Below are 25,495 nucleotides of genomic sequence, written 5' to 3' on the forward strand. Positions count from 1 at the left end.
GGGATCGCCGCGGTCACTCCGGGAGCGCGTTCGCCTTGGCGACCCGGCCCAGGAAGCGGCCCGAGTCCTTCACCGTCCGGACCTGCGTCTCGAAGTCCACGTGCACCAGGCCGAACCGCTGCGAATACCCCATCGCCCACTCGAAGTTGTCCAGCAGCGACCACGCGAAGTACCCGCGCACGTCCGCGCCGGCCCGGATGGCGGCGTGGACCGCTCCGATGTGCTCCAGGAAGTAGTTCACCCGGGCCGCGTCGTACACCCGGCCGCCGACCACCTGGTCCACAAAGGACGCTCCGTTCTCCGCCACCACCAGCGGCAACCCGGACCGCGACGACAGCCAGCCCAGCAGGTCGGTCAAGACCGCCGGTGCCTGCTCCCAGCCGAACGCCGTCAACGGCCCTTGCGCCGGCAGCACGTCCAGCCCGCGCAATCCCGGCAGCGGGCAGTTGCCCGGCGACAAAGGATCCGCCAACGGCGTGACCCGCGCCGGCGCGTAGTAGTTCACGCCCAGCCAGTCGATCGCCGCCGCGATCGTGTCCGTGTCGCCGTCGCGCACCGAGGCCGCGAACCGGCCGCCGTGGTGCTCGACGTCGGCCACCACGTCCGGCGGATACCCCCGGCCCAGCACCGGGTCCAGGAAGAACCGGTTGTGGATGCCGTCGAACTTCCGGGCCGCTTCGAGGTGCTCCGGCGACGAGCCGTCGGGCAGGGCGGGCGCGAAGTTCAGGGCCAGCGAGAACTCGTGGCCCGGCCGGGCCTGCGCGGTCAACGCCCGCGTCGCCAGCCCGTGCCCCAGCAGGAGGTGGTGCGCCGCCACCAGCGCCGTGTCGTAGTCCTGGACGCCCGGTGCGTGCACGCCGCTGCCGTACCCGAGGAACGCCGCGCAGAACGGCTCGTTGATCGTCGTCCACTGCTTGACCCGGTCGCCCAGCGCGTCGTGGACGACACACGCGTACTCCGCGAACCGATACGCCGTATCGCGCGCGGGCCAGCCGCCGGCGTCTTCCAGCGCCTGCGGCAGGTCCCAGTGGTACAACGTGAGAACCGGCACGATGCCCCGGCCGAGCAGCTCGTCCACCAGCCGGTCGTAGAAGGCGAGCCCGGCCGGTGCCGTCGTCCGCCCGTCCGGCTGCACCCGCGGCCACGCCACCGAAAAGCGGTACGCGTTCAGGCCGAGGTCCGCCAGCAGCCCGATGTCCTCGGGAAACCGGTGGTAGTGGTCGCAGGCGACCTCGCCGGAAGCGTCGCCCACGACGGCTCCCGGACGAGCCGCGAACGTGTCCCAGACGGACGGTCCGCGGCCGTCCGCGGTCACCGCCCCTTCGACCTGGTAGGACGCGGTCGCCGCGCCCCACAGGAAGCCCGTCGGGAAGGTCATACCGGCGCCCCTTTCAGAATCCCCCGCACGATGTGGCGGCCCAGCAGCAGGAACAGCGCGATCACGGGCAGGACGCCCACGGTCGCGCCGGTCAGCATGAGCGCGTAGTCGGTGTAGTACCCACTGGCGAGCTGGGAAAGCGCGACCTGCACGGTCGGTGTCTCGTTCGGGTCGAGGACGACCAGCGGCCAGAAGTAGTCGTTCCACGTGGCCAGGAACGTGAGCATCCCGAGCACCGCGGCCGCCGGGCGCAGCGACGGGACGGCCACGTGCCAGTACGTGCGCAGGATCGAGCAGCCGTCGACGGTCGCCGCGTCGACCAGCTCGGCGTCGATCGCGTTCTCGCACGCCTGCCGCATCCAGAACACGCTGAACGCGCTGAGCAGCCCCGGCACGATCACCGCCTCGAGCCGCCCGTACCAGCCGAGCTCGCCGACGACCAGGTACAGCGGGATGACACCGAGCTGCGCCGGCACCATCGCCGAGCCGACGACCAGCAGGAACAGCGTGTTGCGGCCGGGGAACCGCAGCCGCGCGAAGGCGAACCCGGCCAGGCTCGCGAGCACGACGTTGGACACCATCACCGTGCCCGCGACGATCAGCGAGTTGCCCAGCGCCAGCCAGAAGTCGACGGTGTCGAACACGCGGCGGACGTTCTCGAAGAGGTGCCCGCCCGGCACCAGCAGGGGTGACGTCTCGCCGATCGCCGCGTTGTCCCTTGTGGACACCACGAACGACCAGTACAGCGGGAAGACCGACGCGCCGAGCACCCCGATCAGCACGGCGTAGACCCAGCCGCCGGGCCGCCTCACGCCGACCTCACGAACCGGCGCACCAGCCGGTAGTTGACCAGCGCGAACCCCGCGCAGACGACGAACATGACCCACGTCAGCGCGGCCGCGTAACCGGCGTCGAAGTGCGTGAAGCCCTTCTCGTACAGGTACATCGCCAGCGTCTGGAACTGGCGGTCGTTGCCGCCGGTCCCGCCCGACCCGCCGGCGTCGAACAGCTGCGGCTCGGCGAACAGCTGCAGGCCGCTGACCGTCCCGGCGATCGCGGTGAAGGCCAGCGCGGGCCGGATGCCCGGCACGGTGATCGACCAGAACGTCCGCCAGCGCGACGCGCCGTCCAGCGCCGCGGCTTCGTAGAGGTCGCCGGGCACGGCCTGCATCGCGGCCAGGTAGATCAGCGCGTTGTAGCCGGTCCAGCGCCAGAGCACCATCGACGCCACCGCGAGGTGCGACGTCCACCGCGTCGCCTGCCAGTTGACCGGGGCGATGCCGAACCAGCCGAGCACTTCGTTGACGACGCCGTAGTCGCGGCTGAACAGCTGACCGAACACGAGCCCGATCGCCACGACGGACACGACGTTCGGCAGCAGGACCCCGGTGCGCCACCAGGTCGCGCCGCGCAGCGGGCGGTCCAGCAGCGCCGCGATGCCCAGGGCCAGCAGGAACTCCGGGACGGCGGCGAGCAGGAAGATGCCGACGGTGTTGGCGAGCGCGTTGTAGAAGTTCGGGTCCGCGAGCAGCTCGCCGTAGTTCGCCAGGCCGAGGTAGCCCTGGTCGCCTTCCAGGAGGTTCCAGTCGTGCAGCGACACCCACGCCGTGTAGAGCAGCGGGAACGCGCCGAAGACGAGGAACAGGACGAAGAAGGGCGCGACGAGCAGCAGCGGCGTTACTTTGCGGTCGAGACGAGCGAGCACGCGCGCTACTTCAGGGCGGCTTGTGCCTGGTGCACGGCTTCCGCCCAGGCCGCGTCGACGCTGTCGGTCTTGTCTTCGATCCGCCCGAGCGCGCGGCCGAACTCGGGCCGGACGTCGGCGTCACGCAGGCCGCGGTAGTTGGGCCGCAGCTGGTCGGCCGACGCGGCGAAGATGCGCCCGATCGGCGCGTCCCCGAAGTACGGGTCGGTGTGCGCGACGACCTGCGGGTCCGTGTACACCGACGGCTCGCTGGGCAGGATCCCCTCGGAGAGGAAGAGCTTCTTCTGCTGCTCCGGCGCGGTCAGCCACTTCGCGAGCTCGTACGCCTCCTTCGGGTGCGCGCTCTGCTTCGGCACGGTGAGGAACGAGCCGCCCTGGTTGCCGCTTTTGCCGGGCACGGTCGTGACGTCCCACTTGCCCTTGCCCGCGTCGCCGCCGGCTTCCTTGATCTGGCTGAGCATCCACGCCGGGCAGGCGACGGTCGCGAAGGAACCCTGCTTGATCGCGACGTTCCAGGCCTGCGTGAACGTCGTCGCGGCCGCCGTCTCCCCCTTCGCGGCGATACCGCCGGAGAGGTAGAAGGCGTTGCGCACACTGGGGTTGCGGTCGCCGATGAAGGAGTCGTCCTTCGCCGAGAAGTAGTTTTCGGGCGACTGGTTGAGCATCGCCGTGTAGACGGTCCCGGCCGAGTCGGCGAACTTCACGTTCGGCGTCTTCTCGGTGAACCGCTGGGCAGTGGCCGCGTAGGCGTCCCAGTCCGGCATCAGCTTCGCGACCTCGTCGCGGTCGGTCGGCAAGCCCGCGGCCTGGAAGAGGTCCCGCCGGTAGCAGAGGGCGAGGCTGCCCATGTCGGTGCCGAGGCCGAGGACGAACGCGCCGTCGGTGCCCTGCGCCCACTTCCAGGGCGCCCACTGCTTTTCGAGGTCCCGCGCGCCGAAGGAGGCGAGGTCGACGAACTTGTCCTTCGCCTTGCGGTACTGCGGGATGTACTGCTCTTCGATCGCGACGACGTCGGCCGCGCCACGGCCGGTGGCGAGCTGCGTCGCGAGGCCCTTGTGGTGGGTGTCGAAGTCGGTGACGCGGTTCTGCACCGTGATGTCCGGGTGCAGCTTCTGGTACTCCGCGATCAGGGGCGCGTAGCCGAATTCGCCGAAGGTGGCGATGGTGAGCTTCGTCGGGCCGCCGGCGTCACCCGTGCTGCAGGCGGCGAGCGGGATCAACGCGGCGACCGCGACGGCGGTCCGGCGGACGATCGTGCGCAACGGCCTTCCTCAGATCACACCGGCCCGCACGGCGTAGGCGACCGCGTGCGGCCGGTTGCGCAGGTTGAGCCGGTTGGTCATGGCGTAGATGACGTTCTTCACGGTCCGCTCGGAGTAGCAGAGCTTGCCCGCGATCTCCGCAGTGTCCCAGCCTTCGGCCATCAGGCGAAGCACATCCACCTCGCGCGGCGTCAGCGCCGCCGCGGTGCCCTCGTGGGCCAGTGCCTCGATCTGGTCCCGCAGCGACGTCGTGCGCCCCCGTGCGGCGGCCAGCACGCTCTCGTGGAGCCGGTCCAGCGCGGTCCGCGGCAGCACGACCGAGACGTGGCACTCGGCGAGCAGGCCGAGGTGTCCCGGGTCGACGTGCCCGGCGACCAGCACGATCGCGGCGGGCGATTCGGCGGCCGCGCCCCGCAGCGCGTTGATCACCTCGCGGTCGACCTGCCCGACGGCGAACACCAGCACGGCCGCCTCGGCGCGCCGCGCACGCGGCACGACCAGCAGCTCCGGCCGGGACTTCAAGTGGTTGATCAGCCCCGTGAGCGCGATCGGATCCGACGCCCACGCCGCCACCCGCACCTGGTCCATCGAACCCCTCCCCACTGCCCGTGTCCTTGCGGCGCCAGTCTGCTGAGGTCGCCTTCACGATTTCTCTAACCTTCCTCCCGCCCTTCTTCACATCGTGAAGCCAGGGCGTCGACTACGGTCGTGGGCACGCCGACGACTGAAGGGACCGATGAACCGCCGACGTTTGGCCGCCGTGGGGGTGGCGTTGTGCTTGAGTTCCCTGGTCACGGGGTGCGGATCGGAGACCGTCGCCGGGCTGGCGATCCCGCGGTCGCCGATTCCGCCTCCGCCCTCTTCTTCACCGCCTTCACGGACCTCCACCGCGGCTCCGACGTCGAAACTGGCCCGGCCGGGCGACTGCGCGTCGCTGGTGAACAGCCTGGACTTACGCCGTCAGGTAGCGCAGCTGGTCGTCGTCGGGGTGTCCGGCGACAACCCGGGCGCCGCGGTGTCTCTGGTGCGGGACAACCAGGTCGGCGGGATCTTCATCGGCGGTAACGCAACAGCGTTGTTGAAAGATCGTTCCCTGGACGCCGTGCAGGCCGCGGCCCAGCTGCCGGTGGCGGTGTCGGTCGACGAAGAGGGCGGCCGCGTCCAGCGCATCGACGACCTCGACGGCGACATCCCGTCGGCCCGGCAGATGGCCGCGACGAAGTCCCCGGCCGAGGTCCGCGCACTGGCTGCCGACCGCGGCCGGCAGCTGCGCGCCCGCGGCGTGACGGTCGACTTCGCGCCGGACACCGACGTCACGGACGCCCCGGACGACGAAGTCATCGGCGACCGCTCCTTCAGCCCCGACCCCAACCGCGTGAAGACGTACGCGGCCGCGTTCGCGGCGGGCCTGCGCGACGGCGGCGTCCAGCCGGTGCTCAAGCACTTCCCCGGGCACGGCCACGGTTCGGGCGACTCGCACAAGGGCACGGTCGTGACCCCGCCGCTCGCACAGCTGCGGGCGGTGGACCTGGTGCCCTACCGCGGCATCGCGGACTACGGGCCCGTCTCCGTCATGGTCGGCCACCTCGACGTGCCGGACCTGACCGGCGGCGTCCCGGCGTCGATCTCGCCGGCGGCCTACCAGCTGCTGCGCACCGAGTTCGGCTTCACCGGCCTCGTCGTGACCGACGACCTCGGCGCGATGAAGGCGATCACCGCGCAGTACCCGCTCCCGGACGCCGTGCTGAAGGCGCTGCAGGCCGGGGCGGACGAGGCGCTGTGGTCGTCCGGCGGCCGGGTGAACGAGGTGCTGGACCGGCTGGTCGAGGCCGCCCAGAGCGGTGAGCTGCCCAAGCAGCGCGTGCAGGAGTCGGTGACACGGGTACTCCGCGGCAAGGGCGCCTGCGGCTGATCCTCCCTAGACTCCTCGGCGGAACGCCACCTACCTGAGGAGCGGAATGGCAAACCTGGGCGGCACTTTCAGCCTCGGCGGGGAAGTCCCCGTGACCCGGATGGGGTACGGGGCCATGCAGCTGGCGGGTCCCGGTGTCTGGGGACCGCCGCGTGACCACGACACCGCGGTCGCCGTGCTGCGCGAAGCCGTCGAAAGCGGCGTCACCCACATCGACACCAGCGACTACTACGGGCCGCACACCGTGAACGCGGTGATCAAGGAGGCGCTGCACCCGTACCCGGAGGCGCTGACGATCGTGACGAAGGTCGGCGCGCGGCGGACGCCGGACAAGGCGTGGCCGCCCGCGTTGTCGGCCGCCGAGCTGACCCAGGCCGTGCACGACAACCTCCGCAACCTCGGCGTCGACGCCATCGATGTCGTGAACCTGCGGCTGAGCAACACGGCCGGCGACTACCCGGTGCCGATGTCGGTGGCCGAGCCGTTCGGCGTGCTCGCCGAGCTGCGGCAGCAAGGCCTGATCAAGCACCTCGGCGTCAGCCACGTCACCGCGGAGCAGCTCGACGAGGCGAAGGCGATCGCGCCCGTCGTCTGCGTGCAGAACCAGTACAACCTCGCGCACCGCGAGAACGACGACCTCGTCGACAAGTGCGCCGCCGAGGGCATCGCCTTCGTGCCGTACTTCCCGCTCGGCGGGTTCAGCCCGCTGCAGTCCGGGATCCTCGACGACTGCGCCACCCGCGTCGGCGCGACGCCGATGCAGGTCGCGCTGGCGTGGTTGCTGCAGCGGTCTTCGTCGATGCTGCTCATCCCCGGCACGTCGTCGCTGGAGCACCTGCGCGAGAACCTCGCCGCGGCTTCGCTCGAGCTGCCGGCGGACGTCCTGGCCGACCTCGACCGGATCGGGGCCGCCTGATGGCCGACTGGGGCGATCTGGTCGCGTACATCAGGCAGGCGTACCGGGTGGTGCGCGACGAGCCCGACGAGATCCGCATCCGGCTGATCTTCGGCGACGACCCCGACACCGAGCAGCGCGCCCAGATCATGGTGATCGCCCGCGAAATCCTCGACCAGCGCGAGGACTGGGTCCAGATCGCGACGCCGTTCGCCCGCCACGACGAGGTCGACCTCCTCGACGTGCTGACCGAGGTCGGCAACTCGACCGTCGTCGGCGGGCTGGCCGTGATGGGCGACCACCTCGTGCTGCGCCATTCGCTGCCGCTGATCAACCTCGACATCAACGAGTTCATCGATCCCCTGGAGCTGGTGGCGGGCGCGGCGGAGCTGCTGGAGCAGCAGTTCACCGGCCGCGACGACTACTGAGCGGGATCACCGCGATGGCAGCGGCCACGGTGAGCACGGCGGCGACGCCGAACGCCGTGGCCGCCGTGCCGCTGTTCAGGTAGAGCCCGCCGAGGAGGGCGACGCCGAGGGTTCCGCCCAGCTGCTGCACGGCGTTGAGCAGGCCCGCGGCCGAGCCCGTCTCGTGCGGCCGGACGCGGTCCAGCGCCGCGGTGAAGAACGGGACGGTGAACGTCCCCATGCCGAGACCGCAGAATGCCAGCGCGGGCCCGGACGCGCCGGCCACGATCCCGCCCAGCAGCAGCGCCAGCCCGGCGAACATCACGCGCGAGCCGAACTTCGGCACCAGCCAGGACCCGGCGACCCACGACGACACCGCGAGCCCCGCCGAAAGCGGCAGCAGCGTCAGCGACGCGGTGCGGACGTCGACGCCGTAGCCGAGCTGCAGCCGCAGCGGGACGAGCAGCATCAGCCCGGTCATCACGGCGAAGTACAGCAGCGATCCGGCGAGCGCGGCCGGGAACGCGCGGTGGGTGAACAGGCTCGGCTCGACCAGCGGCGCGGCCGCGCGGCGCTGCTGGAAGCCGAACACGACGAGCAGCGCGGCCCCCGCCGCGAGCAGCGGCCACGCCGTCGCGCCCGGGCTGATCAGCGGGTAGACGAGCAGCCCTGCGCCGGCCACGACGAGCCCGGTGCCGACGAGGTCGAGCTTGGGGCGCGTGCCGGCTCGGTCCTCGCGCAGGAACCGCGCGGCGAGCAGGACCGCGAGGCCGAGCGGGACGTTCACCAGGAACACCGCCCGCCACGAAAGCGCTTGCGTCAGCAGGCCGCCGAGCAGCGGCCCGGTGACCGCGGACAGGCCCATCACCGGGCCGATGCTGCCCAGCGCCTTGGCGAGTTCGTCGCCGTCGAACAGCCCGCGGATGAGGCCGATCGTCTGCGGGATGACCAGCGCGGCCGCCGCGCCCTGCACCGCGCGGGCGCCGATCAGCAGGCCCGCGTCCGGCGCGATCGCGCAGGCCAGCGACGCGAGCACGAAGGCCGTGACGCCGATCTTGAACGTCTTCGCCCGGCCGAAGACGTCGCCGAGCCGGCCGCCGGTGATCAGGAACGCCGCGAACGGCAGCGTGTACGCCGCGCTGAACCACGGGATGTCGGCGGCCGGTCCCGGCAGGCCGGCGTGGATCACCGGGCCGGCGACCTGGACGATCGTCGTGTCCAGCAGGTTCATGGCTTCGGCCGTGAGCAGCACGGCGAGCGCGGCCCAGCGGTGGCGGTAGCGAGTGGTGGTCGGCATGCAGTGGACCTTCGCCTGCCGCCGGTCCGAACTTCCACCGCCGGCGATCTTCTTGCTGATTTCTTCCACGGCGTGCGCTTTGATGAGGGACATGACCACGGCTCTGGACGATGTCGACCGCGCGCTGATCCACGCGTTGCACCTCGACGGCCGGGCGCCGTTCACCAAGATCGGGGACGTCCTCGGTGTCTCGACGCAGACAGTGGCGCGCCGCTATCGCCGGCTACGCGCCGAGGCGTCACTTCGCGTCGTCGGACTGCCGGACCCGCAACGCGCCGGACAGGCCGAGTGGATGGTCCGGCTGACCGCGACGCCGAACACCGCGCGCGATGTCGCGCTCGCACTCGCGCGGCGGGCCGACACGGCGTGGGTCAAGCTCGTGTCCGGCGGCACGGAGATCTGCGTGAACGTGCACACGCCGGCGACGAGCGACCATTCGCTGCTGCTGCGGGACGTCCCGCGCTCCGCGAGCATCACGGCGGTGTCGGCGCACCAGCTGCTGCACCGCTACTTCGGCGGCCCGACCGCGTGGCTCGGGCGGGCGAACGCCCTCGACGCCGCGCAGGTCGCCGCGTTGACCCCGGTCGTCTCGGGCGAGGGCAAGCCGCTGACCGGCGACGACGACGCGCTGCTGGCGGCACTGCAGCGCGACGGACGGGCCAGCCTCGCCGAGCTGGCGACGGCCACCGGGTGGTCCGCGGCGACCGTCGCACGCCGGCTGGCCGACCTGCAGGCGGGCGGCACGGTGTTCTTCGACTTGGAGGTCGACCCCGCCGCGCTCGGCGCGACGACCCACGCGCTGCTCTGGATGTCGGTCGCGCCCGCGCACCTCGACGCCGTCGCCCGGCAGCTGGCCACGCACCCGGAGCTGGCGCTCGTCGCGGCGACGACCGGGCCGGCCAACCTCGTCGCGCACGCGCTCTGCCCGGACGCGGCCGGGCTGCACCACTACCTGACCCGCCGGCTGGGAGCGCTCGACGCCGTCCACACGCTGGAGACGGCGCCGGTCCTGCGCACCCTCAAGGCCGCCGCGTCCCGCTGACCCGCGCTTTCGCCGGTCAGCGCGCCCGCGGGATGCGGACCTGGGCGGCCGGGGCCAGCTCCAGGATCCGCTGCAGCCGGGCCCGCCCCAGCCGGTGGAGCATCTCCCCGAGTTCCTCCGCCGCGATGCTGCCTTCGAGGTCGAGCCGCGTCACCTTGACGACGCGGTCGATCTCCCCGGCGGGAAGCCGGCCCCCGAACTCCCCTGCCAGCCACACCCCGACCTCGTCCACGACGTCGTCCGCCCGGTGGCTCAGTACGGTCATCGCTCTCGCTCTCCTCGGTTCGGATCGCCTTCACCCAGGTCGAGGCCGGAAAATTCCGGTCCGACGCAGAACCGACGAGCCCGCTACCGGGCCATGACGCCGATTCGCGGAAATTCGTGGCACAAAAGCTTTCCGTGTCCGGACCGGTGAGTACCGTGACCACCCGCTTTCACTCACATGGGCTGTTCGCCGCCGCAAGTTGTCGGCCGATCGGGTGGAAAACGGCGGAAGATCGCCGGTGCCGCGTACGGGCCAGGACTCTGGAGACGTCCGGTAGTGCGGGCGTTCCCTTGCGGGACGCGGAAACGGAGACGCGACCCATGGCCCGGTACGACCGGACCGACCTCGGGGCGTACAGCCTCGGGTTGCTCGACGCCGCCGAAGCGGCGCGGGTGGAGCGGCACCTTGCCGCGTGCCAGGACTGCCGCCAGGAGGTCCGGGAGTTCGAAGCCGTGCGCTCGATGCTCGACCACCTCGGCCGCACACAGTCCACTTAGGACAACCCGCGGAAACTGTCGGTGCCCGCCGGTACCGTCCGCGCCATGACCGACTTCCTGACCACCACCCGCCACACCTACGCGATCGTCGCCGAGAACTACGACGAGTTCGCGCCCCCGATCGCCGAGGACGTCCAGGACCGCGCGCTGCTCACGGCGTTCGCCGACCTCGTCCGCGACGCGGGCCCGGTGGCCGACCTCGGCTGCGGAACCGGCCGGGTGGCGGCGTACCTGGCTTCGGCGGGCCTCGACGTCACGGGGATCGACCTGTCGCCGGAGATGCTGGCCATCGCCCGCCGCGACCACCCGGAGCTGCGGTTTTCCGAGGGTTCGCTGCTGGAGCTGGACCTGCCGGACGGCGGCCTCGCGGGCGCGGCGGCCTGGTACTCGATCATCCACACCCCGCCGGCCCGGCTGCCCGAGGTGGCCGCGGAGCTGTTCCGGGTCCTGCGCCCGGGCGGCCACCTGCAGCTCGCGTTCCACGTCGGCGACCGGCGGCACCACCGGACCGACGGGTACGGGAAAGACGGTTTTTCCCTGGACATCTACTGGCTGCCCGTGGAGCGGGTGTGCGGACTGCTGTCCGGCGCAGGGTTCGAGATCCTGACGCAGGTGCTGCGCGACCCGGCGGCGCGGGTGCCACAGGGTCGGGTGCTGGCCCGGAAACCGGCCGAGTGACCCCGGCCGGGCGGTTCAACGCCGGAGTCGTTCGCGCACACCCGTTGCCCGACCCGCCAGAATCCTTGACTGGACTAGACCAATCTGTTCTAGTGACCGGTGTCACCCTCGTCCCGGCCGGATGAGCACACCCCCTCCGAAACCGGGCGCCCCCGCGTCCGGGCTTCGTCGTGGCCGAAGGAGTGAGCCAGTTTTGAGAAGACGTCTTGTCGCGGTCCTGTCAGCATTCGCCGCCGTCGCCGGGCTCGTGCTCGGCGTGCCCGCCGCCACCGGTCAGACCCCGCAGGCCGCGGCCGCCGCGTGCAGCGGGCCCGACTGGGTCGCCGGCCAGTGGTACGACGTGGGCGCGGTCGTCAAGTACACCAACGGCAGCTACTACCGCGCCAAGAACGCGAACCCGGGCTACGACCCGATCATCAGCACCTGGTACTGGGAGCCCTACAGCTGCGACGGCGGAGGCGGCACCACCTGCAGCTACCCGAACTGGGTGGCCGGCCAGTGGTACGACGTCGGCGCGATCGTCCGCTACACCAACGGCGGCTACTACCGCGCGAAGAACGCCAATCCGGGCTACGACCCGATCATCAGCACCTGGTACTGGGAGCCCTACAGCTGCGGCGGCGGCACCGACCCGGGCAACCCCGGCGCGTTCGTCATCAGCGAAGCGCAGTTCAACCAGATCTTCCCGGGCCGCAACTCCTTCTACACCTACAGCGGCCTGACCGCGGCCCTCTCGGCCTACCCCGGCTTCGCGAACACGGGCAGCGACACGGTCAAGAAGCAGGAAGCTGCCGCGTTCCTCGCGAACGTCAACCACGAAACCGGCGGGCTCGTCTACATCGTCGAGCAGAACACGGCCAACTACCCGCACTACTGCGACTGGAGCCAGTCCTACGGCTGCCCGGCCGGTCAGTCGGCGTACTACGGCCGCGGCCCGATCCAGCTGAGCTGGAACTTCAACTACAAGGCCGCGGGTGACGCGCTCGGCATCGACCTGCTCGGCAACCCCTGGCAGGTCGAGCAGAACGCGGCCGTCGCGTGGAAGACCGGGCTCTGGTACTGGAACACCCAGAGTGGTCCCGGCACCATGACCCCGCACAACGCCATGGTGAACGGCAGCGGCTTCGGCGAGACCATCCGCAGCATCAACGGCTCGATCGAGTGCAACGGCGGCAACCCCGCCCAGGTGCAGAGCCGCGTCGACAAGTACCGCCAGATCACGTCGATCCTCGGCGTCGACCCCGGCGCGAACCTCTACTGCTGACCTGACGCGAACGGCTCACCCGCCCAGCGGGTGAGCCGTTCGCCGAGCAGGGCGGCCACCGCCGCGCGGTGGTCGTTGACGTAGAAGTGCCCGCCCGGGAACGACTTCAGCTCGAACTCCCCGGACGTGTGCGCCGCCCACCGCCGGGCCTCCGCCTCCGACACCTTCGGATCGCGGTCCCCGACGAGCGCGACGACCGGGCAGCTCACGTCGGGCCCGGCCCGGTAGCGGTAGGTCTCCGCGGCCCGGTAGTCGTTGCGCAGCACCGGCAGCACCATGCGGACGAGCTGGGGGTGTTCGAGCACCCGGGTGTCGGTGCCACCCAGCCGCCGCACGTCGGCGAGCAGCTCGTCGTCTCCCCCCTCGTGGATCCGCGACGCGCGGGGCGCCGACGGGGCCCGGCGCGCGGACACGACCAGCCCGCGCACCCGGGGTCCGAGCCGCCGCGCGACCTCGAACGCCAGGCTCGCGCCCATGCTGTGCCCGAAGAACACCACCGGCCCGGCGACCTCGGCGGCGAGCACGCCGGTCAGCCGGTCCGCGAGCACGAGCAAGTCGTCCACCAGGGGCTCGGCGTGGCGGTCCTGCCGGCCCGGGTACTGCACGGCCAGCACGTCGACCGCCGGGGCCAGCGCCGCCGAAGCCGCGTGGAAGCAGCTCGCCGACCCGCCGGCGTGCGGGAACAGCACGAGCCGTGGCGCGCCGGGTGCCGCCGGGTGGAAGCGCCGGAGCCACGGCCGGGAATCCGTCATGCCGCGAATGTCGCAGGCCGGCCGGGGCCGGGTCGACGCCAATCGTGCGGAAAGCCGGGCGGGTCCCGGTGGTGCGGACTCCGGGCCCCGCCCGTTCCCTCCCTCCTCAGCGGGTCACTCCGCCCGCCACAGCGCGGGGACGGCCGGGGGTTCCCAGCCCGGCTGGGCGGTGTGCCCCTGCAGGCACACGTAGCCCCGGCCGCCGTAGGTGACCCGGGCACCGGCCGCGTAGCTGGTGCCCGCCGCCCAGGTGGTGCCCCCGGGCGGGGTGGAGGTCGGCGGGTTCGACGTCGGCGGATTCGATGTCGACGTCGGTGTCTGCGGGACGTCCAGCACGAAGTCGAAGGCGCCTTCCTTCGCGGAGCCGTTGTCCCGCACGGTCATCAGCAGCCGCGCGTCGAAGATCGTGTCGGTGTTGTTGCGCGGCTCGTTCGGGAAGTAGAGCTGGGTGGTCAGGATCGGCCGGCCGGGCGCCTGGACCTTGACGTGGATGTGCCGGGTGCGGCCCGGGTAGAGGCCGGGCACGATCGTCGAGAGCCGGAACGCGCCCTGGGCGTCGGTGTACTGGTGGCCGCGGAAGGTGTAGCCGGTGTTGTCGTACGCGCCGTTGACGTCGGCCTGCCAGAAGTCCAGCAGCACGCGGCTGATCGGCAGGCAGGCGCGTCCGAAGACGTAGCCTGACACTGTAAGGCGCGTGCCCGGGGTACCGGGCGTGACGAGGTCGGTCCGCTCCGGCGAGTTCGGCTTGAAGTACGGACCTTCGGTCTGCTCGATCGTCGGCTCGTCGCCGTCGTGGCAGGCCGGGGTCAGTTCCGGAGCCTGCCCGCCCGCGACGGTGGTGCGGGCGAGCGCGGGGCCGCCGATCAGCGCGACCGGCGCGGCGACGCCCGCCGCCAGTGCGGCGCGCAGCACCGTTTTGCGGCTGAGCTTGCTGTCTTCGTCCATGCCTCGAACGTAGGCAGCGCACCGGGTCCGCGGCGATGGACTGGACCGGTCAGTCGTGGTGCTTCTCCCCGGCACGCCGGTAGTCGCCGGGGCTCAGCCCGGTCTCCCGGCGGAAGAACCGGCAGAAGTAGGCGGGGTCGGTGAACCCGACGCGGACGGCGACCTGCCGCACAGTGAGGTCCGTCCGCAGCAGGAATCGCTGGGCCTCCCGGGTCCGCGCTTCGCGCAGCAGCTGCGCGGCGGTGCGTCCGGTCGCCGCCTTGACGGCCTCGGTGAGGTGGCCGGGCGTCACGCCGAGGCGACCGGCGTGCGCGGCCACCGACCACAGCCCGAGGTCGGGCCGGGCGGTGAGCCGGGTGAACTCCGCCGCGACCGCCCCGGCCGGCGCGGGTGGCGGTGTGCCCAGCAGCCGTCCGGCGCGCACGAGCAGGACGTGCAGGAGCGCCCGCAGCACGGACTCGTCGCCGTGCCGGCGTTCCTCGACGAGATCCGCGATCAGCCGCGTGACCACGGCGTCGGTGCGCTCGTCCAGCACCGGCCACGGCCCGGCGCTGAGCCGCCGCAGCCGTTCACGGTCGGCCGGGTGGTCGAGCAGGAAGTCGTCGGTGAACAGGACGACGTGCCCGGTGAGGCCCCGCACGCCGGCCCAGTGGTGCACCTGCCCCGGCGTGATGGCTCCCAGGTGCGGCGGCCGCAGCGGCCACCGGTCGGTGTCGACGACGTGCGTGCCGGTGCCGCCGGTGACGTGGACCAGCTCGTGGAAAGTGTGCCGGTGCGGGAAGTCCGCGCGGGAGAGCGGCCCGACGTCGTCGAACGTCCCGGCCGCGAACGGCGGCGCGGGTGGCGCCGGCACCTCCAACCGGTGCATCGGCAGCTCACCCGGCCGCGCCGGCGGGCACGGTGTCCCCGGTGGAACGGTCGTTCCCCGCATGGCCAAAAAGTCTAGACCAATTCACGGACAGTTCGCGGCTTTTGCCCCGATGGTCGCAATCCGATGGTCGGGGACGAAGAAGGGGCCGGTCCACAGTGGACCGGCCCCTTCCGGGTACTGACTGGCGCTTACGCGCGGCTGCGCCGGCGGTTCACCAGCAGCATCAGCGCGCCGCCACCGAGCAGCAGGCCGCCGACGGTGAACGGAACCGCGGCGTCGACGCCGGTGTTGGCCAGTTCGCCGCCCCCGCCGGGCGAGCCGGCCGGGGTGGTGCTCGGCGCCGTGGTCGGGGCGCCGGCCTCGGTCCAGCTGGCGGCCGCGTTCGCGGTCACCTCGGTCTTCTCCGAGTCGGCGACGATCAGCGACTGCGCCGGCGTCTGGTCGTAGTTCTCCGCGACGAACAGGCGGCCGGTGTCGAGCTCGCCGGTGGCCTTGAGCGTGAAGCCGCCCTTGCCCGGCTTGGTGCCCGCCGGGACGTCGACGAACAGCTTGCTGCCGTCCTTGACGTCGGAGTTCTTCAGCTCCTTGCCGTCGGCGTCGGTGATCTTGACGCCCTCGGGCAGCTGGCTGGTCAGCGAGGTGATGTCCCCGCTGGTGGCGACGCTGAACGGGCCGATCTTGCCGCCGGCCGCGCCTTCGGTCTTGTCCGAGGCGATGTTCAGGGTCGGCTTCGGCTGCTCGCCGATGCCCCTGTTCTGGTCACCGATCAGGTACGCGTACAGCGCGGCGACGTCGGCGTTGGCCTCGGCCGGATTCTTCTCGGCCAGCGGCTTGTTCGGGTCGAGGTTCACACCGTCGCTGAAGTGCCACACAGCGGCCTGCGTCGCGGCGATGGCCTCACGCTCGGAGATGCCGTCGTGGACCTCGACACCCGCCTTCGCCAGCGCCTTGCCCAGCGCGTCGAGGCCGGTGCCCGGGTAGCCGTTGTGCAGCACCCAGTTGATCTTGGCGCTGTTCTGGTTGAACGACGTGGCCGGCTCGGTGGGGTACTTGCTCCACGGCCGCTCGAGCATGTCGACGTCGGTGCGCAGCCTGACCTTGATCTGCACGCAGTACAGCTTCAAGGTGCTGCCGTTGGACAGCTTCATGTCGAACAGTTCGGCGATGTAGTCGCCGCCGTCACCGAGGTTGAGCCGGTAGCCGACCGTACCGCCGTCGGCGATGACGCGGCCGCGGGCGGCGCCGTCGTCGGCGAGGGCGGCCGGCGAGCTGATCATGACGGCGGCGGCCGCGGCGAGAGCCGCGATCCCGCCACGGACGAGGGTGGACCTGACCTGCATAAATCTCCTATCCGAGCCCGAACCACGACGGAGCGGCCGCGTACCCCCGCCGACGGCCACCGATTCGGGTGAGCGATCACCCGGTCAAGCGAGACCGGAGCCTACACGGACCTCACAAGTGCTACGCAGGGTGTCCCCGCTATCTCGAATGGGGCGAAGAATTGCCCAAAACGGCTGTCACAAATGGTCATTCAGGCAACAGTGGGTCGTAACCCCGTGGCCATTCGCCCGATGACCGCCGCGTACTCCGCCTTCAGCCGTGGTTTGTCCACATCGGACGCCTCGGCCAATGCCATCCCGGCGGTGCCGACCATGCCGAACACCAGCCGGGTCGTGGTCTCCAGCGGCTGCTCGTCGATGGCGCCGCCGTCGACGAGGGCCTTGACCAGCTGCTCGACGAGCCCGTAGGCGTACTGCTCCTCGGCTGCCTGCCAGCGCACCCAGCCGAGCGCGAGCGGCGCCTCCTGCCAGACGAGCTTGCCGTAGACGGGGTCGCAGCAGCGGTCGAGGAACGCGTCGAGGGCCGAAAACGCCGCCGACCACGGGTCCGCCGCGCGCGCCGCCGCGGTCGCCGACGCTTCCAGCGCACCCGACTCGAGCTGTTCGAAAACCGCCTCGAACAACGCTTTCTTGCTGGCGAAGTGGTGGTAGATGGCGCCGCGCGTGGCCTGGATGTCGGCGGCGATGTCTTCCAGGGCCGTGCCGGCGAAGCCGTCCTCGGCGAACCGGCGGGTGGCCGCGGCCAGCAGGGCGGCCCGGGTGGCCTCGGAGTACTGCTCCCGCCGGCTCTTGACAGTCGACATGCGCAAAGCATAGGACATACACTGCGTATGTCACCGACACGGTGTAGGTACGGGGGTAGGCCATGACGAACACCGACGAGCTCCTCTTCAACCCGTTCGCGCCCGGGTTCTTCGAGAACCCGTACGAGCAGTACAAGCTGCTGCGCGACGAAGACCCGGTGCAGGACCACCCGCTGGGGTTCTGGTTCGTGTCGCGCTACGAAGACGTCTCGACGCTGCTGCGGGCGGGGTTGTCGGCGGAGATCGAGAACCTGGCGGAAACGCCGTTCGACTTCTCCGCCGCCGGCGAGGACGCGGGCGCGCTCAACCGCTCGATGCTCGACCGCGACCCGCCCGATCACACGCGCCTGCGTTCCCTGGTGACGAAGGTGTTCACCCGCCGCGCGATCGCCGCGCTGGAGCCGAAGATCGTCGGGCTCGTCGACGCGGCGCTGGACCGCATGGCGGAGAAGGGGACCTGCGACCTGGTCGAGGAGCTGGCGTTCCCGCTCCCGTTCGCGGTGATCTCCGAGATGCTGGGCATGCCCCCGACGGACCACTCCCGCATCCGCGAGCTGAGCGGAACCCTGGTCCGCTCCTTGGAGATCGTCGCCGACGAGGAAACGGCCCGCGCGATCGCGGCGGCGGACGCGGAGCTGACGGGCATCACCCGCGAGGTGATCGCCTGGAAGCGGGCCAACCCGGCAGACGACCTGCTGACGGCGCTGATAGCGGCCGAACACGACGGCCACGTCCTGGACGGCGACGAACTGGTGGCCCAGGTGGTGCTGCTGTACGTGGCGGGCCACGAGACAACGGTCAACCTGATCGCGAACGGCGTCAACGCGCTGCTGCGCAACCCGGCCCAGCTGGCGGTGCTGGGAGCTCAGCCCGACCTGGCGGCGAACGCGGTCGAGGAGTTCTTGCGGTACGACTCCCCGGTCCAGCAGACCCGCCGCGTCACGACCGCGCCGTACGCGGTGGCGGGCCGCGAGATCCCGGCGGGAACGTTCGTGCTGGCGTGCTTGGGCTCGGCCAACCGCGACGAGAGGTTCTTCGGCCCGGACGCGGCGGAGTTGCGTTTGGACCGCCCGGAGGCGCGCCACCAGGTGTCGTTCGGAGCAGGCCCCCACCACTGCCTGGGCGCGGCGTTGGCGCGACTGGAGGGCCAGGTCGCGGTGAGCCGTTTGGTACAGCGGTTCCCGAAGCTGGGCTTCGCGGGCGAACTGGAGTGGAACGGCCGCATCAACCTCAGGGGGCCGTCGAAGTTCCCGGTGACCGTGCACGCCTGATGTAGGCCATTCGGCCCAGCTGGAAGGGGTCCGTTCGGCCGTCCCGGAGCCACCTGCGGGCAACTAGCTTTTCGACGTGAGCATCCATGAGGTCACCCGCGAAGCCATCCTTGCGGCCCTCGAAGAGCACGACCGGCTCGGACCCGACGAATTCCTGGACAAGCACGGGTTCGGGCCGGCGCGCACCTACCTGCTGGTCCACGAAGGCCGGGAATACGACTCCAAGGCGATCGTCGGCGTCGCGCACGGGTACCTGGACGGCAAGCAGCCACTCGCCGCCGCCGAGTTTTCGGGCGGGCTGGAGACCGTGGTCAAAGTACTTCAGGACCGCGGGTTCGAAGTTCGCGGCTCGCGCAGCCCCGCCTGGCTAGAGGCCGAGCTGGTGCTCGCCTGCGATGTCGTCATGCGGAACGACTGGCAGCTCGTGCGAGCTCAGGATCCGCGCGCGGTTGCGCTTTCCCAGTTGCTGCAGGCACTTCCGTTGCACCCACCGGAGTCCCGGGGGCCGACGTTCCGCAACCCCAACAGCGTGCAGCGCAAGACCTCGGACATCGCAACCCAGCATCCCGCCTACACCGGTAAGCCGACCCGGGGCGGCAAGCTGGACAAGCTGGTCCTGCGCGCCTTTCTCGACCGCCCGGACGAAATGCACGAACAGGCCGAGGCGATCCGCGCGGGCATCGCGTCAGGAGCGCTCACCTCGTTGCCGAAGGCCGCCGACATCGACGAAGAGGAAGCGGCCGCCGAGGGACGCGTCCTCACGCTTCTCCACCTGCGACGCGAGCGAAATCCGAAGCTGCGGACGAAGAAGATCGACAACGTGATCGCAGCACACGGCCGTCTCGAATGCGAGGTCTGCGGGTTCGACTTCGAACGCACGTACGGCGAACGCGGAGCGCGGTACGCGGAGATCCACCACGTCGTCCCGCTTCACGTCACCGGGCAGACCGAAACCCGGCTCGCCGACCTCGCGGTTCTTTGTGCCAACTGCCACCGCATGATCCACCGCGGAAGCCGGTGGCTCACCCCGGCCGAACTTCACGACCTGGTCAGCCTGCGAGCTGACGAGTCGACATGAACGAATGGCGCAGGTGGGTCAGGGAGACGCCCGGGACGTCCCGCTGCCCCAACGGGCGGGGAAGAAGACACCACCGTACGTCCGCTCACCACCTGTTTCCGCGAAAAGCCGGTGCGAAGGTCTGAACAAAGACCGGCATTCGCGGAAGCAGGTTCGGAGTGGACGAGATCACCAATTCTTCGCGCACCGTGCTCAAGGCGACCTACAGCCGGATCATGACGCCGTCCGGTTCCGCCGCGGAACGCGCCGAACCGACCGCTTTCGACAAACTGGCGTTCGCCCGCGACCTCGAGCTTTCCTCTGGTGAGGCGTCGAGCTTGACCGCCGCCGGGTTGCCGGACGGCGCGGTCCGCCTCGCCGGCGCCGCGGCCGGGGAGCCGGCGTCGGCCCCCGCGGCGGCCGCGCTGGCGGGCCGGACACCGGCCGACGACCTGGTCGCGGTCGCTCGGGCCGTGCAGGACCTGCGCGCCGATCCGGGACTCGCCGTCCTGATCGACCGGTTCGACGAGCGGCGGCAGGTCGAACCGGTGGCGTGGCTGCACCTCGAGCGGATCGAGATGGCGCCGGCCGGGCTCGAGCGGGGTGAACTGGTGGCGACCATTCCGATGGCCCCGCACGAAAAGGTCACCGTGAGCCACAAGGAATGGTCGACGCACAGCACCGAGTTCGAGAACATCGTCACCGATTCCTTCGAGTCCTACAGCGAGGAAGGCGTCGCCGAAAAGCACGACGTCGCGATGAGCAGCGAGTCCGAAAACCAGCGGGACAGCGCAACGAACTTCGGGGTCACGGCGACCGGGAGCTACGGCCCGGTTTCCCTGACCACGAGCCTGAACCTCTCGTCCGCCCAGTCCGAACGGGACACCCGGACGACGAGCACCAAGGACGCGCTGGAGAAGACCCGGAAGTCGTCCGCGCGCGCCCGCAAGGAGCACAAGGTGTCCCTGCGCGTGGAAACCCGCGGCGGCACCGAAGACATCGCCGCGCGGCAGCTGGAGAACCCGAGCAACCAGCCCGTCCGGATCGACTACTACCGCATGATGCGGAAGTGGCGCGTCGACCTGATCCGCTACGGCCTGCGGATGACCTACGACCTCGTCGTCCCGGACCCCGGCGCCAACCTCCGCAAGCCGGTGCTCGACCTGGCCGCGGTGGAGCAGCGGCTCTCCGGCGTGTTCGGCTTCGACGACGTGCCGGTCACCGGGCTCACCCGGGAGAACTGGGCGCGCTACGCCGCCAAGTACGGCGTCACGGTCGATCCACCACCGCCCGCCCGGCTGCTCCAGCCCGACCTCACCTACGAGTTCCCCGCGTTCATCGACGAGGGCGAGGCGATCAAGCGCCGCTTCCAGTCCTGGCAGTTCGACCTCAAGGAGGGCTACGTCTTCCGGCCCGAGCTGTTCGAGGTCAACTACTACGGCTGGCAGCCCGCGGAACTCGCCCAGTTCGACGTGGTCGGCGACGAATCCGGGGTCGTGTCCGGGGTCCCGGAGGGACCGGAGATCAAGGGCCACTACTCGTCGAAGCTGGCGCACTTGGACGGCAAAGCGGGACACATCTCGATCCAGTACGTCCACCGCAACATCAGCTGGGCCGGTTTCCGCCTGGCCTACCACCTCGACCTGACCGACGACGCGTTCGCGAACTGGCAGGCGGCGACCTGGGCCAAGCTCCGCGACGCCGCCGAACAGCAGTACTACGCGACGCAGCAAGCACTGCGCGACACCCGGGAACGGCTGCAGGCCGCCATCGACCGCGACGACACGCTCACGCTGCGGCGAGCGGAGCGCGAGGAGGTCATGAAGCGCACGCTGCAGTGGCTCTTCGGCCCCGCGTTCGACGTGACGCCGAACGACATCGAGCGGGTGCTCGACGCGGTGCTGGACTCCTCGTCGCTCTCCCCGATGTCCGCGGACGACTGGGGAAAGGTCCGCGAGTTCGGCGAGTTCGTGAAGTTCCTGCACCAGGCCGTCGAATGGGAGAACGTTCTGTACTTCCTCTACCCGTACTTCTGGGGCTCGCAGGCCCTCGGCGACCTCAAGCAGTTCCTCTGGCACCCGGACCCGACCCGCCGCGACTTCCTGCGCGCGGGCGCGGCGAGGGTCGCCCTGCCGATCCGGCCCGGGTTCGAGGTCGATTTCGCGACGCTGATGGAAACGGGTTCGCTCCCCCAGCCCGGCACCGCGCCGCGGCCGCCGTACGTGACGCTGGCGCAGGAGATGCAGTTCTTCTCCCGGACGAACTACGCGGGGATCCCGCCGGCGAACCCGGACGTGCGGGCCCGCACCCGGCCGCTGGTCTCCGAACGCCAGCAGAAGGCGTGGGAAGACCTCCAGGTCGTCATCCGCGCCCTGGAGGCGTTCGCCGAGGCGGCCAAGCGGCGGAAGTTCCCGGACTGGACGGGCGCGCCCGCGGAGCCCGAGTACTACCCGACGACGGCGCAGGGCCTCGCCGTGCTGCCGGGCCCGCTCCCGCTCAAGGACCCGTGGAACAAGCCCTACCTCTACGAATCGCCGGGGCGGACGGCGCCGTTCCTGCTGCGCTCGCTCGGCGCCGACGGACAACCGGGCGGCGAGGGCGACAACGCCGAGATCAGCACCGAGGCCGAGGGAAACCTGGTCGCCAGCTGGTTCGAGTACACGCCGTCCAGCGGCCTCGACATCGCCCTCGGCGACCCGGCGGACTGACCGGTGGCCGATTCGGACAGCATCGGCAGGAGCCTCGGCCGCCTGCCGTGCGAGGGCACCTTCGACGTGCGGCGGACCGGGCCGACCCCGTTCGAGTACACCGCCGCGGAACTGTTCGTCCGGGAGCAGTTCGGTCCCGCGTTCCGCGCGCGGTACGGGACCATCGGCACCGCCGTGACGTGGCAGCTCGATTTCCTCTTCACCTCCTACGAAGCCGAACAGCATTCGCCGGCGATCGCGGCGATCTTCAAGTACCTGCGCAGCGATTTCACGAACCCGATCAGCACGGGCAAGATGGCGCAGTTCCGCAAGGCGTACCGCGACGGCACCCTCACCACGGAACTGCTCGCCGACCTCATCAAGTTCGCCGGGGGTTTCCGCAAGCCCGACATGTGCGGGATCACCGACAACGTCGACCCGGCGCGCATCGAACTCGTCGAAGTCGGCACCGTGCCGACCCGCGCGAGCACCCGCAAGGAACTGGACGACAAGATCCGGCAGCTGCGCACCCAGGTCGTCCCCTTCGCGCTGGGTGAACTCCGGGCGGAGGCACTGGCCGAGCACCACTCGCCCCCGGTCCGGGACATCCAGGTGCTCGAGTCGCCGTGGCGGCCGGCCCTGCGGGTCTGCCCGCTGCCGCCGGGTACCGACGGGAAAGGCGGCCGCACCCACCAGTGGATCTGCTACGAGCCGACGTTCGCCGACGAGGCCGGCCGAGGCGAGGACGGCCTGGTCATCTACCACATCCACGAGGTGAAGGCAGCCGACGTCGGCTCCCGCGTCCTGCCGCCCGCCGTCCTCGCGGACATCACCGAAGCCGTGCGGCGCCACCACGACCAGCGCACCGGGCCGCAGCTCCTGCCGGAACTGGTGCCGGTGTGGACCAAGCACCAGCCGACGTTCGACCGCGACACCATGCGCGTGTTCGCGTACGGGGCGGCGGGGGTGGTGGGCCTGCTGGCGGTCGCCCTCCTGGCGGCGGTCGTGGTCCCGGGCGCGGCCGCCGGTGCGGCGCTGGCGGCGGAAGGAGCGGCGGAGGCGGGCGTCGCGATCAGCCGGTTCGTGACGGGGCTGACCACGGCGACCGAGGCAGCGGCGAGCGCGCAAGAAGCGGCGACGGCGCTGAGCGGCTTCGCCCGGGCCGCACTGGTCCACTGAACCTCGGCCGTTTCGCGAAGTCCGGACAAGAACTGTGTTCAAGGCGTTTGAAGTCACAGTTCGGACACGGTTGGCGTTGATTGTACGAAATGGCGCAACAGCGCACTCCTCCTCATGCGACTCCTCCGACGACGAACGCCGGCACCGCTTCCGGAACCGAGACCAGAAAGGCAGTTGATCACCGTGGCCACGCTGTGGCGCCGTTGGTGGCGAGCATTCGCGGCGGTGTTCGTCCTTCTGGTGTCCTGGTTGGCGGGAGACGCTTTCCGGACCGCGGAACAAGTGACGACGCTCATCATCGATCTTCGACCGCCTTATGATCAGAACGCCGTCGAACGGCAAATCGCCCTTCATCCCGAATTCTCGGGAAACGTGATCTTCGTGGTCGCCGAAGGCGCCCGGCAACCGTGCGGAAAAACCAGCAGGAGGGGCGGCGGCGCGCGTCCCGACGGGACGGTCGTGACCACCGGCTACTGCCCGTTTCCGCACCTGGCCCATTCGACTGTCGTCCTCGGCGGTCCACCGACCCCGGAAAGCGTGGCGGAGCAGGCCGGCCGGCTTTCCGTGACCGTCCTCCGAGCCGACGGCCCGGTTTACGAGGCCGGCCGGGAACAAGGCGATTTCGCGTGGTACGCGGCGTTGCTGACGGGCGGGGCGCTGCTGGCGACCGTACTGGCCCTGCACAACGCGGTGTCTCCTCGGAAACGCCCGAGTTCCCAGGCGGCCACCGAAGTGCCCCCTCCCGGATCCTTCGCGCAGCTGGGTGGTTCCGTGATCGAGCACCAACCGCCCGGCTGGTACCCCGCCCCACGGCCGCTCGACGGCGCCAGGCCGTCCGACGCCCCATCGGGCCCGCCGCCGCCACCGGTGATTCCGCGCCAGCCACCGGGAGACCGGCCACCGGACGGCGCCGCGCCCGCCGAGTGGTCGCCGCCGACCCCGGCGCACGTCGTGCTCGCCCCCACCGGCTCCCCGGTGTTGCCCGAGCTCGCGCGGGTCGTCCGCGAAGCGGGCGGCCGGGCCGTGGCGCGCACCCACCTCGACGCGCCGGGCGGCTACGTGGCCCTCGGCGACGTCGTCGTGTGGGTCGCGAGCCCGGCGGGCGGTGTGCTGCCCGACGAGCCCGTCCGCGTCGAGTACACGGGCGATCCCGCCGCTCCCTTGACGATTTCCCCCGCACCTTCCCGTTCCGCTCCAGAACAGGGGTACCACCGGTGACCCAGCCACCCGCGTCCATCCGGGACGCGCTGCCCGTCCAGCCGGCCAAGAGCCGGATCCTGATCACGCTCGTGGTCGACACGTCGTCCTCGATGGGCGAGGGCGACCGCATCGGCGAGCTGAACCGCGCGCTCCGCTCGTGGCGCGACGAGCTCATGAAGGACGACCACCTGAGCAGCCGCGGAGAGATCGCGCTCGTGACGTTCGGCAAGGACCACGTCGTCGCGGTCGACCCGAGCGGCGCGGTCGCCGGCCAGGCCCCGCAGCCCTTCGTGCCGGTGTCTCAGTTCAAGCCGGCCGAGCTGGAGGCGGGCGGGGTGACGCCGATGGTGGAGGCGCTGCAGTACGCGTTCGGCCTGCTCGCCACGCGCCGCCAGCAGCTGCGCGCGGACGGCATCTCGCTGGCCAACCGGCCGTTGGTCTACTTGATCACCGATGGCGTGCCGACCGACGAGCGCGGGTACCGCAGCGACCGCTGGCGCGACTTCGCGCCGGTGATCCGCCAGCAGGAGGACGGCAAGCACCTGCTGTTCTTCGCCTTCGGCGTCGACGGCGCCGAACGGGAGGTGCTCAGCGGGCTCGCGCCCTCGTCGTGGAAGTTCCTCGCCGGGCTGAACTTCGCCCAGGTCCTCAGGCTCGTTTCCGCCAGCATCGAATCCGCGTCGGCCGCGTCGGCACGGAACGAGCCGGCGGACAAGGTGTACGCGCGGGTCGAAGAGCACCTCGACCTGGACGCCCGGATGACGCAGTTCCTCCAGGGCAACGGCTGA

General features: G+C 70.9%; 25 protein-coding genes. 13 read left to right on the forward strand and 12 right to left on the reverse strand.

What is annotated here, in order from left to right; all coding sequences use genetic code 11:
* Window positions 1–13: 13 nt before the first annotated feature.
* The 5 genes from ACIRSS_RS14960 to ACIRSS_RS14980 are packed head-to-tail and all read right to left on the reverse strand — an operon-like array spanning window position 14 to window position 4,933.
* Window positions 14–1,378 carry a GH1 family beta-glucosidase gene (locus ACIRSS_RS14960; RefSeq protein WP_400894851.1) on the reverse strand — a complete coding sequence of 455 codons (1,365 nt, stop codon included), beginning with the start codon at window positions 1,376–1,378 and terminating at the stop codon, window positions 14–16.
* On the reverse strand, window positions 1,375–2,190 hold the full coding sequence (locus ACIRSS_RS14965; RefSeq protein ID WP_400894853.1) for a carbohydrate ABC transporter permease: 816 nt from the start codon (window positions 2,188–2,190) through the stop codon (window positions 1,375–1,377). The genes ACIRSS_RS14960 and ACIRSS_RS14965 overlap by 4 nt, the downstream gene beginning before the upstream one ends.
* Window positions 2,187–3,083 carry a carbohydrate ABC transporter permease gene (locus ACIRSS_RS14970; protein ID WP_400894856.1) on the reverse strand — a complete coding sequence of 299 codons (897 nt, stop codon included), beginning with the start codon at window positions 3,081–3,083 and terminating at the stop codon, window positions 2,187–2,189. Before ACIRSS_RS14970 ends, ACIRSS_RS14965 begins: the two co-directional genes overlap by 4 nt.
* 5 nt (window positions 3,084–3,088) lie before the next feature.
* Window positions 3,089–4,345: an ABC transporter substrate-binding protein gene (locus ACIRSS_RS14975; protein WP_400894858.1), complete on the reverse strand. Its 1,257-nt coding sequence runs from the start codon at window positions 4,343–4,345 to the stop codon at window positions 3,089–3,091.
* Between the two features lie 9 nt (window positions 4,346–4,354).
* A complete protein-coding gene (locus ACIRSS_RS14980; protein WP_400894860.1) occupies window positions 4,355–4,933 on the reverse strand; it encodes a response regulator transcription factor in 579 nt (192 codons plus the stop codon).
* Between the two features lie 148 nt (window positions 4,934–5,081).
* On the opposite strand from ACIRSS_RS14980, the gene ACIRSS_RS14985 reads away from it, so the two are divergent.
* From ACIRSS_RS14985 to ACIRSS_RS14995, 3 genes are read left to right on the forward strand one after another with little or no spacing between them, the layout of a single operon-like run.
* A complete protein-coding gene (locus tag ACIRSS_RS14985; RefSeq protein WP_400894862.1) occupies window positions 5,082–6,257 on the forward strand; it encodes a glycoside hydrolase family 3 N-terminal domain-containing protein in 1,176 nt (391 codons plus the stop codon).
* Window positions 6,258–6,303: 46 nt separating this feature from the next.
* Window positions 6,304–7,173, forward strand: coding sequence for an oxidoreductase (locus ACIRSS_RS14990; RefSeq protein ID WP_400894864.1), 870 nt, complete (start codon window positions 6,304–6,306; stop codon window positions 7,171–7,173).
* Window positions 7,173–7,580, forward strand: a complete 408-nt coding sequence (locus ACIRSS_RS14995) for a hypothetical protein (protein WP_400894866.1) — start codon at window positions 7,173–7,175, stop codon at window positions 7,578–7,580. The genes ACIRSS_RS14990 and ACIRSS_RS14995 overlap by 1 nt, the downstream gene beginning before the upstream one ends.
* Here the strand turns inward: ACIRSS_RS14995 and ACIRSS_RS15000 are convergent.
* The gene (locus ACIRSS_RS15000) at window positions 7,558–8,856 is read right to left on the reverse strand and encodes an MFS transporter (RefSeq protein ID WP_400897466.1); all 1,299 of its coding nucleotides are present in this window, start codon (window positions 8,854–8,856) and stop codon (window positions 7,558–7,560) included. The two genes, ACIRSS_RS14995 and ACIRSS_RS15000, sit on opposite strands and share 23 nt — an antisense overlap.
* Before the next feature lie 91 nt (window positions 8,857–8,947).
* On the opposite strand from ACIRSS_RS15000, the gene ACIRSS_RS15005 reads away from it, so the two are divergent.
* Window positions 8,948–9,898, forward strand: a complete 951-nt coding sequence (locus ACIRSS_RS15005; RefSeq protein ID WP_400894868.1) for an Lrp/AsnC family transcriptional regulator — start codon at window positions 8,948–8,950, stop codon at window positions 9,896–9,898.
* A gap of 16 nt (window positions 9,899–9,914) precedes the next feature.
* Here ACIRSS_RS15005 and ACIRSS_RS15010 read toward each other — a convergent pair whose 3' ends face one another.
* Window positions 9,915–10,163: a hypothetical protein gene (locus ACIRSS_RS15010; RefSeq protein ID WP_400894871.1), complete on the reverse strand. Its 249-nt coding sequence runs from the start codon at window positions 10,161–10,163 to the stop codon at window positions 9,915–9,917.
* Between the two features lie 320 nt (window positions 10,164–10,483).
* On the opposite strand from ACIRSS_RS15010, the gene ACIRSS_RS15015 reads away from it, so the two are divergent.
* The 3 genes from ACIRSS_RS15015 to ACIRSS_RS15025 all read left to right on the forward strand — a co-directional run bounded on the left by ACIRSS_RS15015 (window position 10,484) and on the right by ACIRSS_RS15025 (window position 12,602).
* The gene (locus tag ACIRSS_RS15015) at window positions 10,484–10,660 is read left to right on the forward strand and encodes a zf-HC2 domain-containing protein (protein ID WP_400894873.1); all 177 of its coding nucleotides are present in this window, start codon (window positions 10,484–10,486) and stop codon (window positions 10,658–10,660) included.
* Window positions 10,661–10,705: 45 nt separating this feature from the next.
* Window positions 10,706–11,338, forward strand: coding sequence for a class I SAM-dependent DNA methyltransferase (locus ACIRSS_RS15020; RefSeq protein ID WP_400894875.1), 633 nt, complete (start codon window positions 10,706–10,708; stop codon window positions 11,336–11,338).
* 247 nt (window positions 11,339–11,585) lie between these two features.
* Window positions 11,586–12,602 carry a glycoside hydrolase family 19 protein gene (locus ACIRSS_RS15025; protein ID WP_400897468.1) on the forward strand — a complete coding sequence of 339 codons (1,017 nt, stop codon included), beginning with the start codon at window positions 11,586–11,588 and terminating at the stop codon, window positions 12,600–12,602.
* On the opposite strand, the gene ACIRSS_RS15030 is transcribed toward ACIRSS_RS15025, so the two are convergent.
* The 5 genes from ACIRSS_RS15030 to ACIRSS_RS15050 form a co-directional block, all read right to left on the reverse strand.
* Window positions 12,593–13,354, reverse strand: a complete 762-nt coding sequence (locus ACIRSS_RS15030) for a thioesterase II family protein (RefSeq protein WP_400894877.1) — start codon at window positions 13,352–13,354, stop codon at window positions 12,593–12,595. The genes ACIRSS_RS15025 and ACIRSS_RS15030 overlap by 10 nt on opposite strands.
* 114 nt (window positions 13,355–13,468) lie before the next feature.
* Window positions 13,469–14,299 (reverse strand): carbohydrate-binding protein, encoded by an 831-nt coding sequence (locus tag ACIRSS_RS15035; RefSeq protein WP_400894879.1) that lies wholly within the window; start codon window positions 14,297–14,299, stop codon window positions 13,469–13,471.
* Between the two features lie 49 nt (window positions 14,300–14,348).
* Complete coding sequence (locus tag ACIRSS_RS15040; protein ID WP_400894881.1) at window positions 14,349–15,167, reverse strand: AraC family transcriptional regulator; 819 nt, start codon at window positions 15,165–15,167, stop codon at window positions 14,349–14,351.
* 191 nt (window positions 15,168–15,358) lie between these two features.
* Complete coding sequence (locus ACIRSS_RS15045) at window positions 15,359–16,510, reverse strand: thioester domain-containing protein (protein ID WP_400894883.1); 1,152 nt, start codon at window positions 16,508–16,510, stop codon at window positions 15,359–15,361.
* Between the two features lie 191 nt (window positions 16,511–16,701).
* The gene (locus ACIRSS_RS15050; protein WP_400894886.1) at window positions 16,702–17,313 is read right to left on the reverse strand and encodes a TetR/AcrR family transcriptional regulator; all 612 of its coding nucleotides are present in this window, start codon (window positions 17,311–17,313) and stop codon (window positions 16,702–16,704) included.
* 62 nt (window positions 17,314–17,375) lie between these two features.
* Between ACIRSS_RS15050 and ACIRSS_RS15055 the strand changes: the two genes are divergently transcribed.
* From ACIRSS_RS15055 to ACIRSS_RS15080, 6 genes are all read left to right on the forward strand, one after another.
* Window positions 17,376–18,584, forward strand: a complete 1,209-nt coding sequence (locus ACIRSS_RS15055) for a cytochrome P450 (protein WP_400894888.1) — start codon at window positions 17,376–17,378, stop codon at window positions 18,582–18,584.
* A gap of 76 nt (window positions 18,585–18,660) precedes the next feature.
* Window positions 18,661–19,662 (forward strand): HNH endonuclease, encoded by a 1,002-nt coding sequence (locus ACIRSS_RS15060; RefSeq protein ID WP_400894890.1) that lies wholly within the window; start codon window positions 18,661–18,663, stop codon window positions 19,660–19,662.
* A gap of 158 nt (window positions 19,663–19,820) precedes the next feature.
* On the forward strand, window positions 19,821–22,349 hold the full coding sequence (locus ACIRSS_RS15065; protein ID WP_400894892.1) for a type II secretion system protein GspG: 2,529 nt from the start codon (window positions 19,821–19,823) through the stop codon (window positions 22,347–22,349).
* Between the two features lie 3 nt (window positions 22,350–22,352).
* Complete coding sequence (locus ACIRSS_RS15070) at window positions 22,353–23,507, forward strand: hypothetical protein (protein ID WP_400894895.1); 1,155 nt, start codon at window positions 22,353–22,355, stop codon at window positions 23,505–23,507.
* A 174-nt stretch (window positions 23,508–23,681) separates the two neighbouring features.
* The gene (locus ACIRSS_RS15075) at window positions 23,682–24,725 is read left to right on the forward strand and encodes a hypothetical protein (RefSeq protein ID WP_400894898.1); all 1,044 of its coding nucleotides are present in this window, start codon (window positions 23,682–23,684) and stop codon (window positions 24,723–24,725) included.
* A complete protein-coding gene (locus ACIRSS_RS15080) occupies window positions 24,722–25,495 on the forward strand; it encodes a VWA domain-containing protein (RefSeq protein ID WP_400894900.1) in 774 nt (257 codons plus the stop codon). The genes ACIRSS_RS15075 and ACIRSS_RS15080 overlap by 4 nt, the downstream gene beginning before the upstream one ends.

Source organism: Amycolatopsis sp. NPDC101161 (assembly GCF_044768185.1).
Taxonomy (GTDB): Bacteria; Actinomycetota; Actinomycetes; order Mycobacteriales; family Pseudonocardiaceae; genus Amycolatopsis.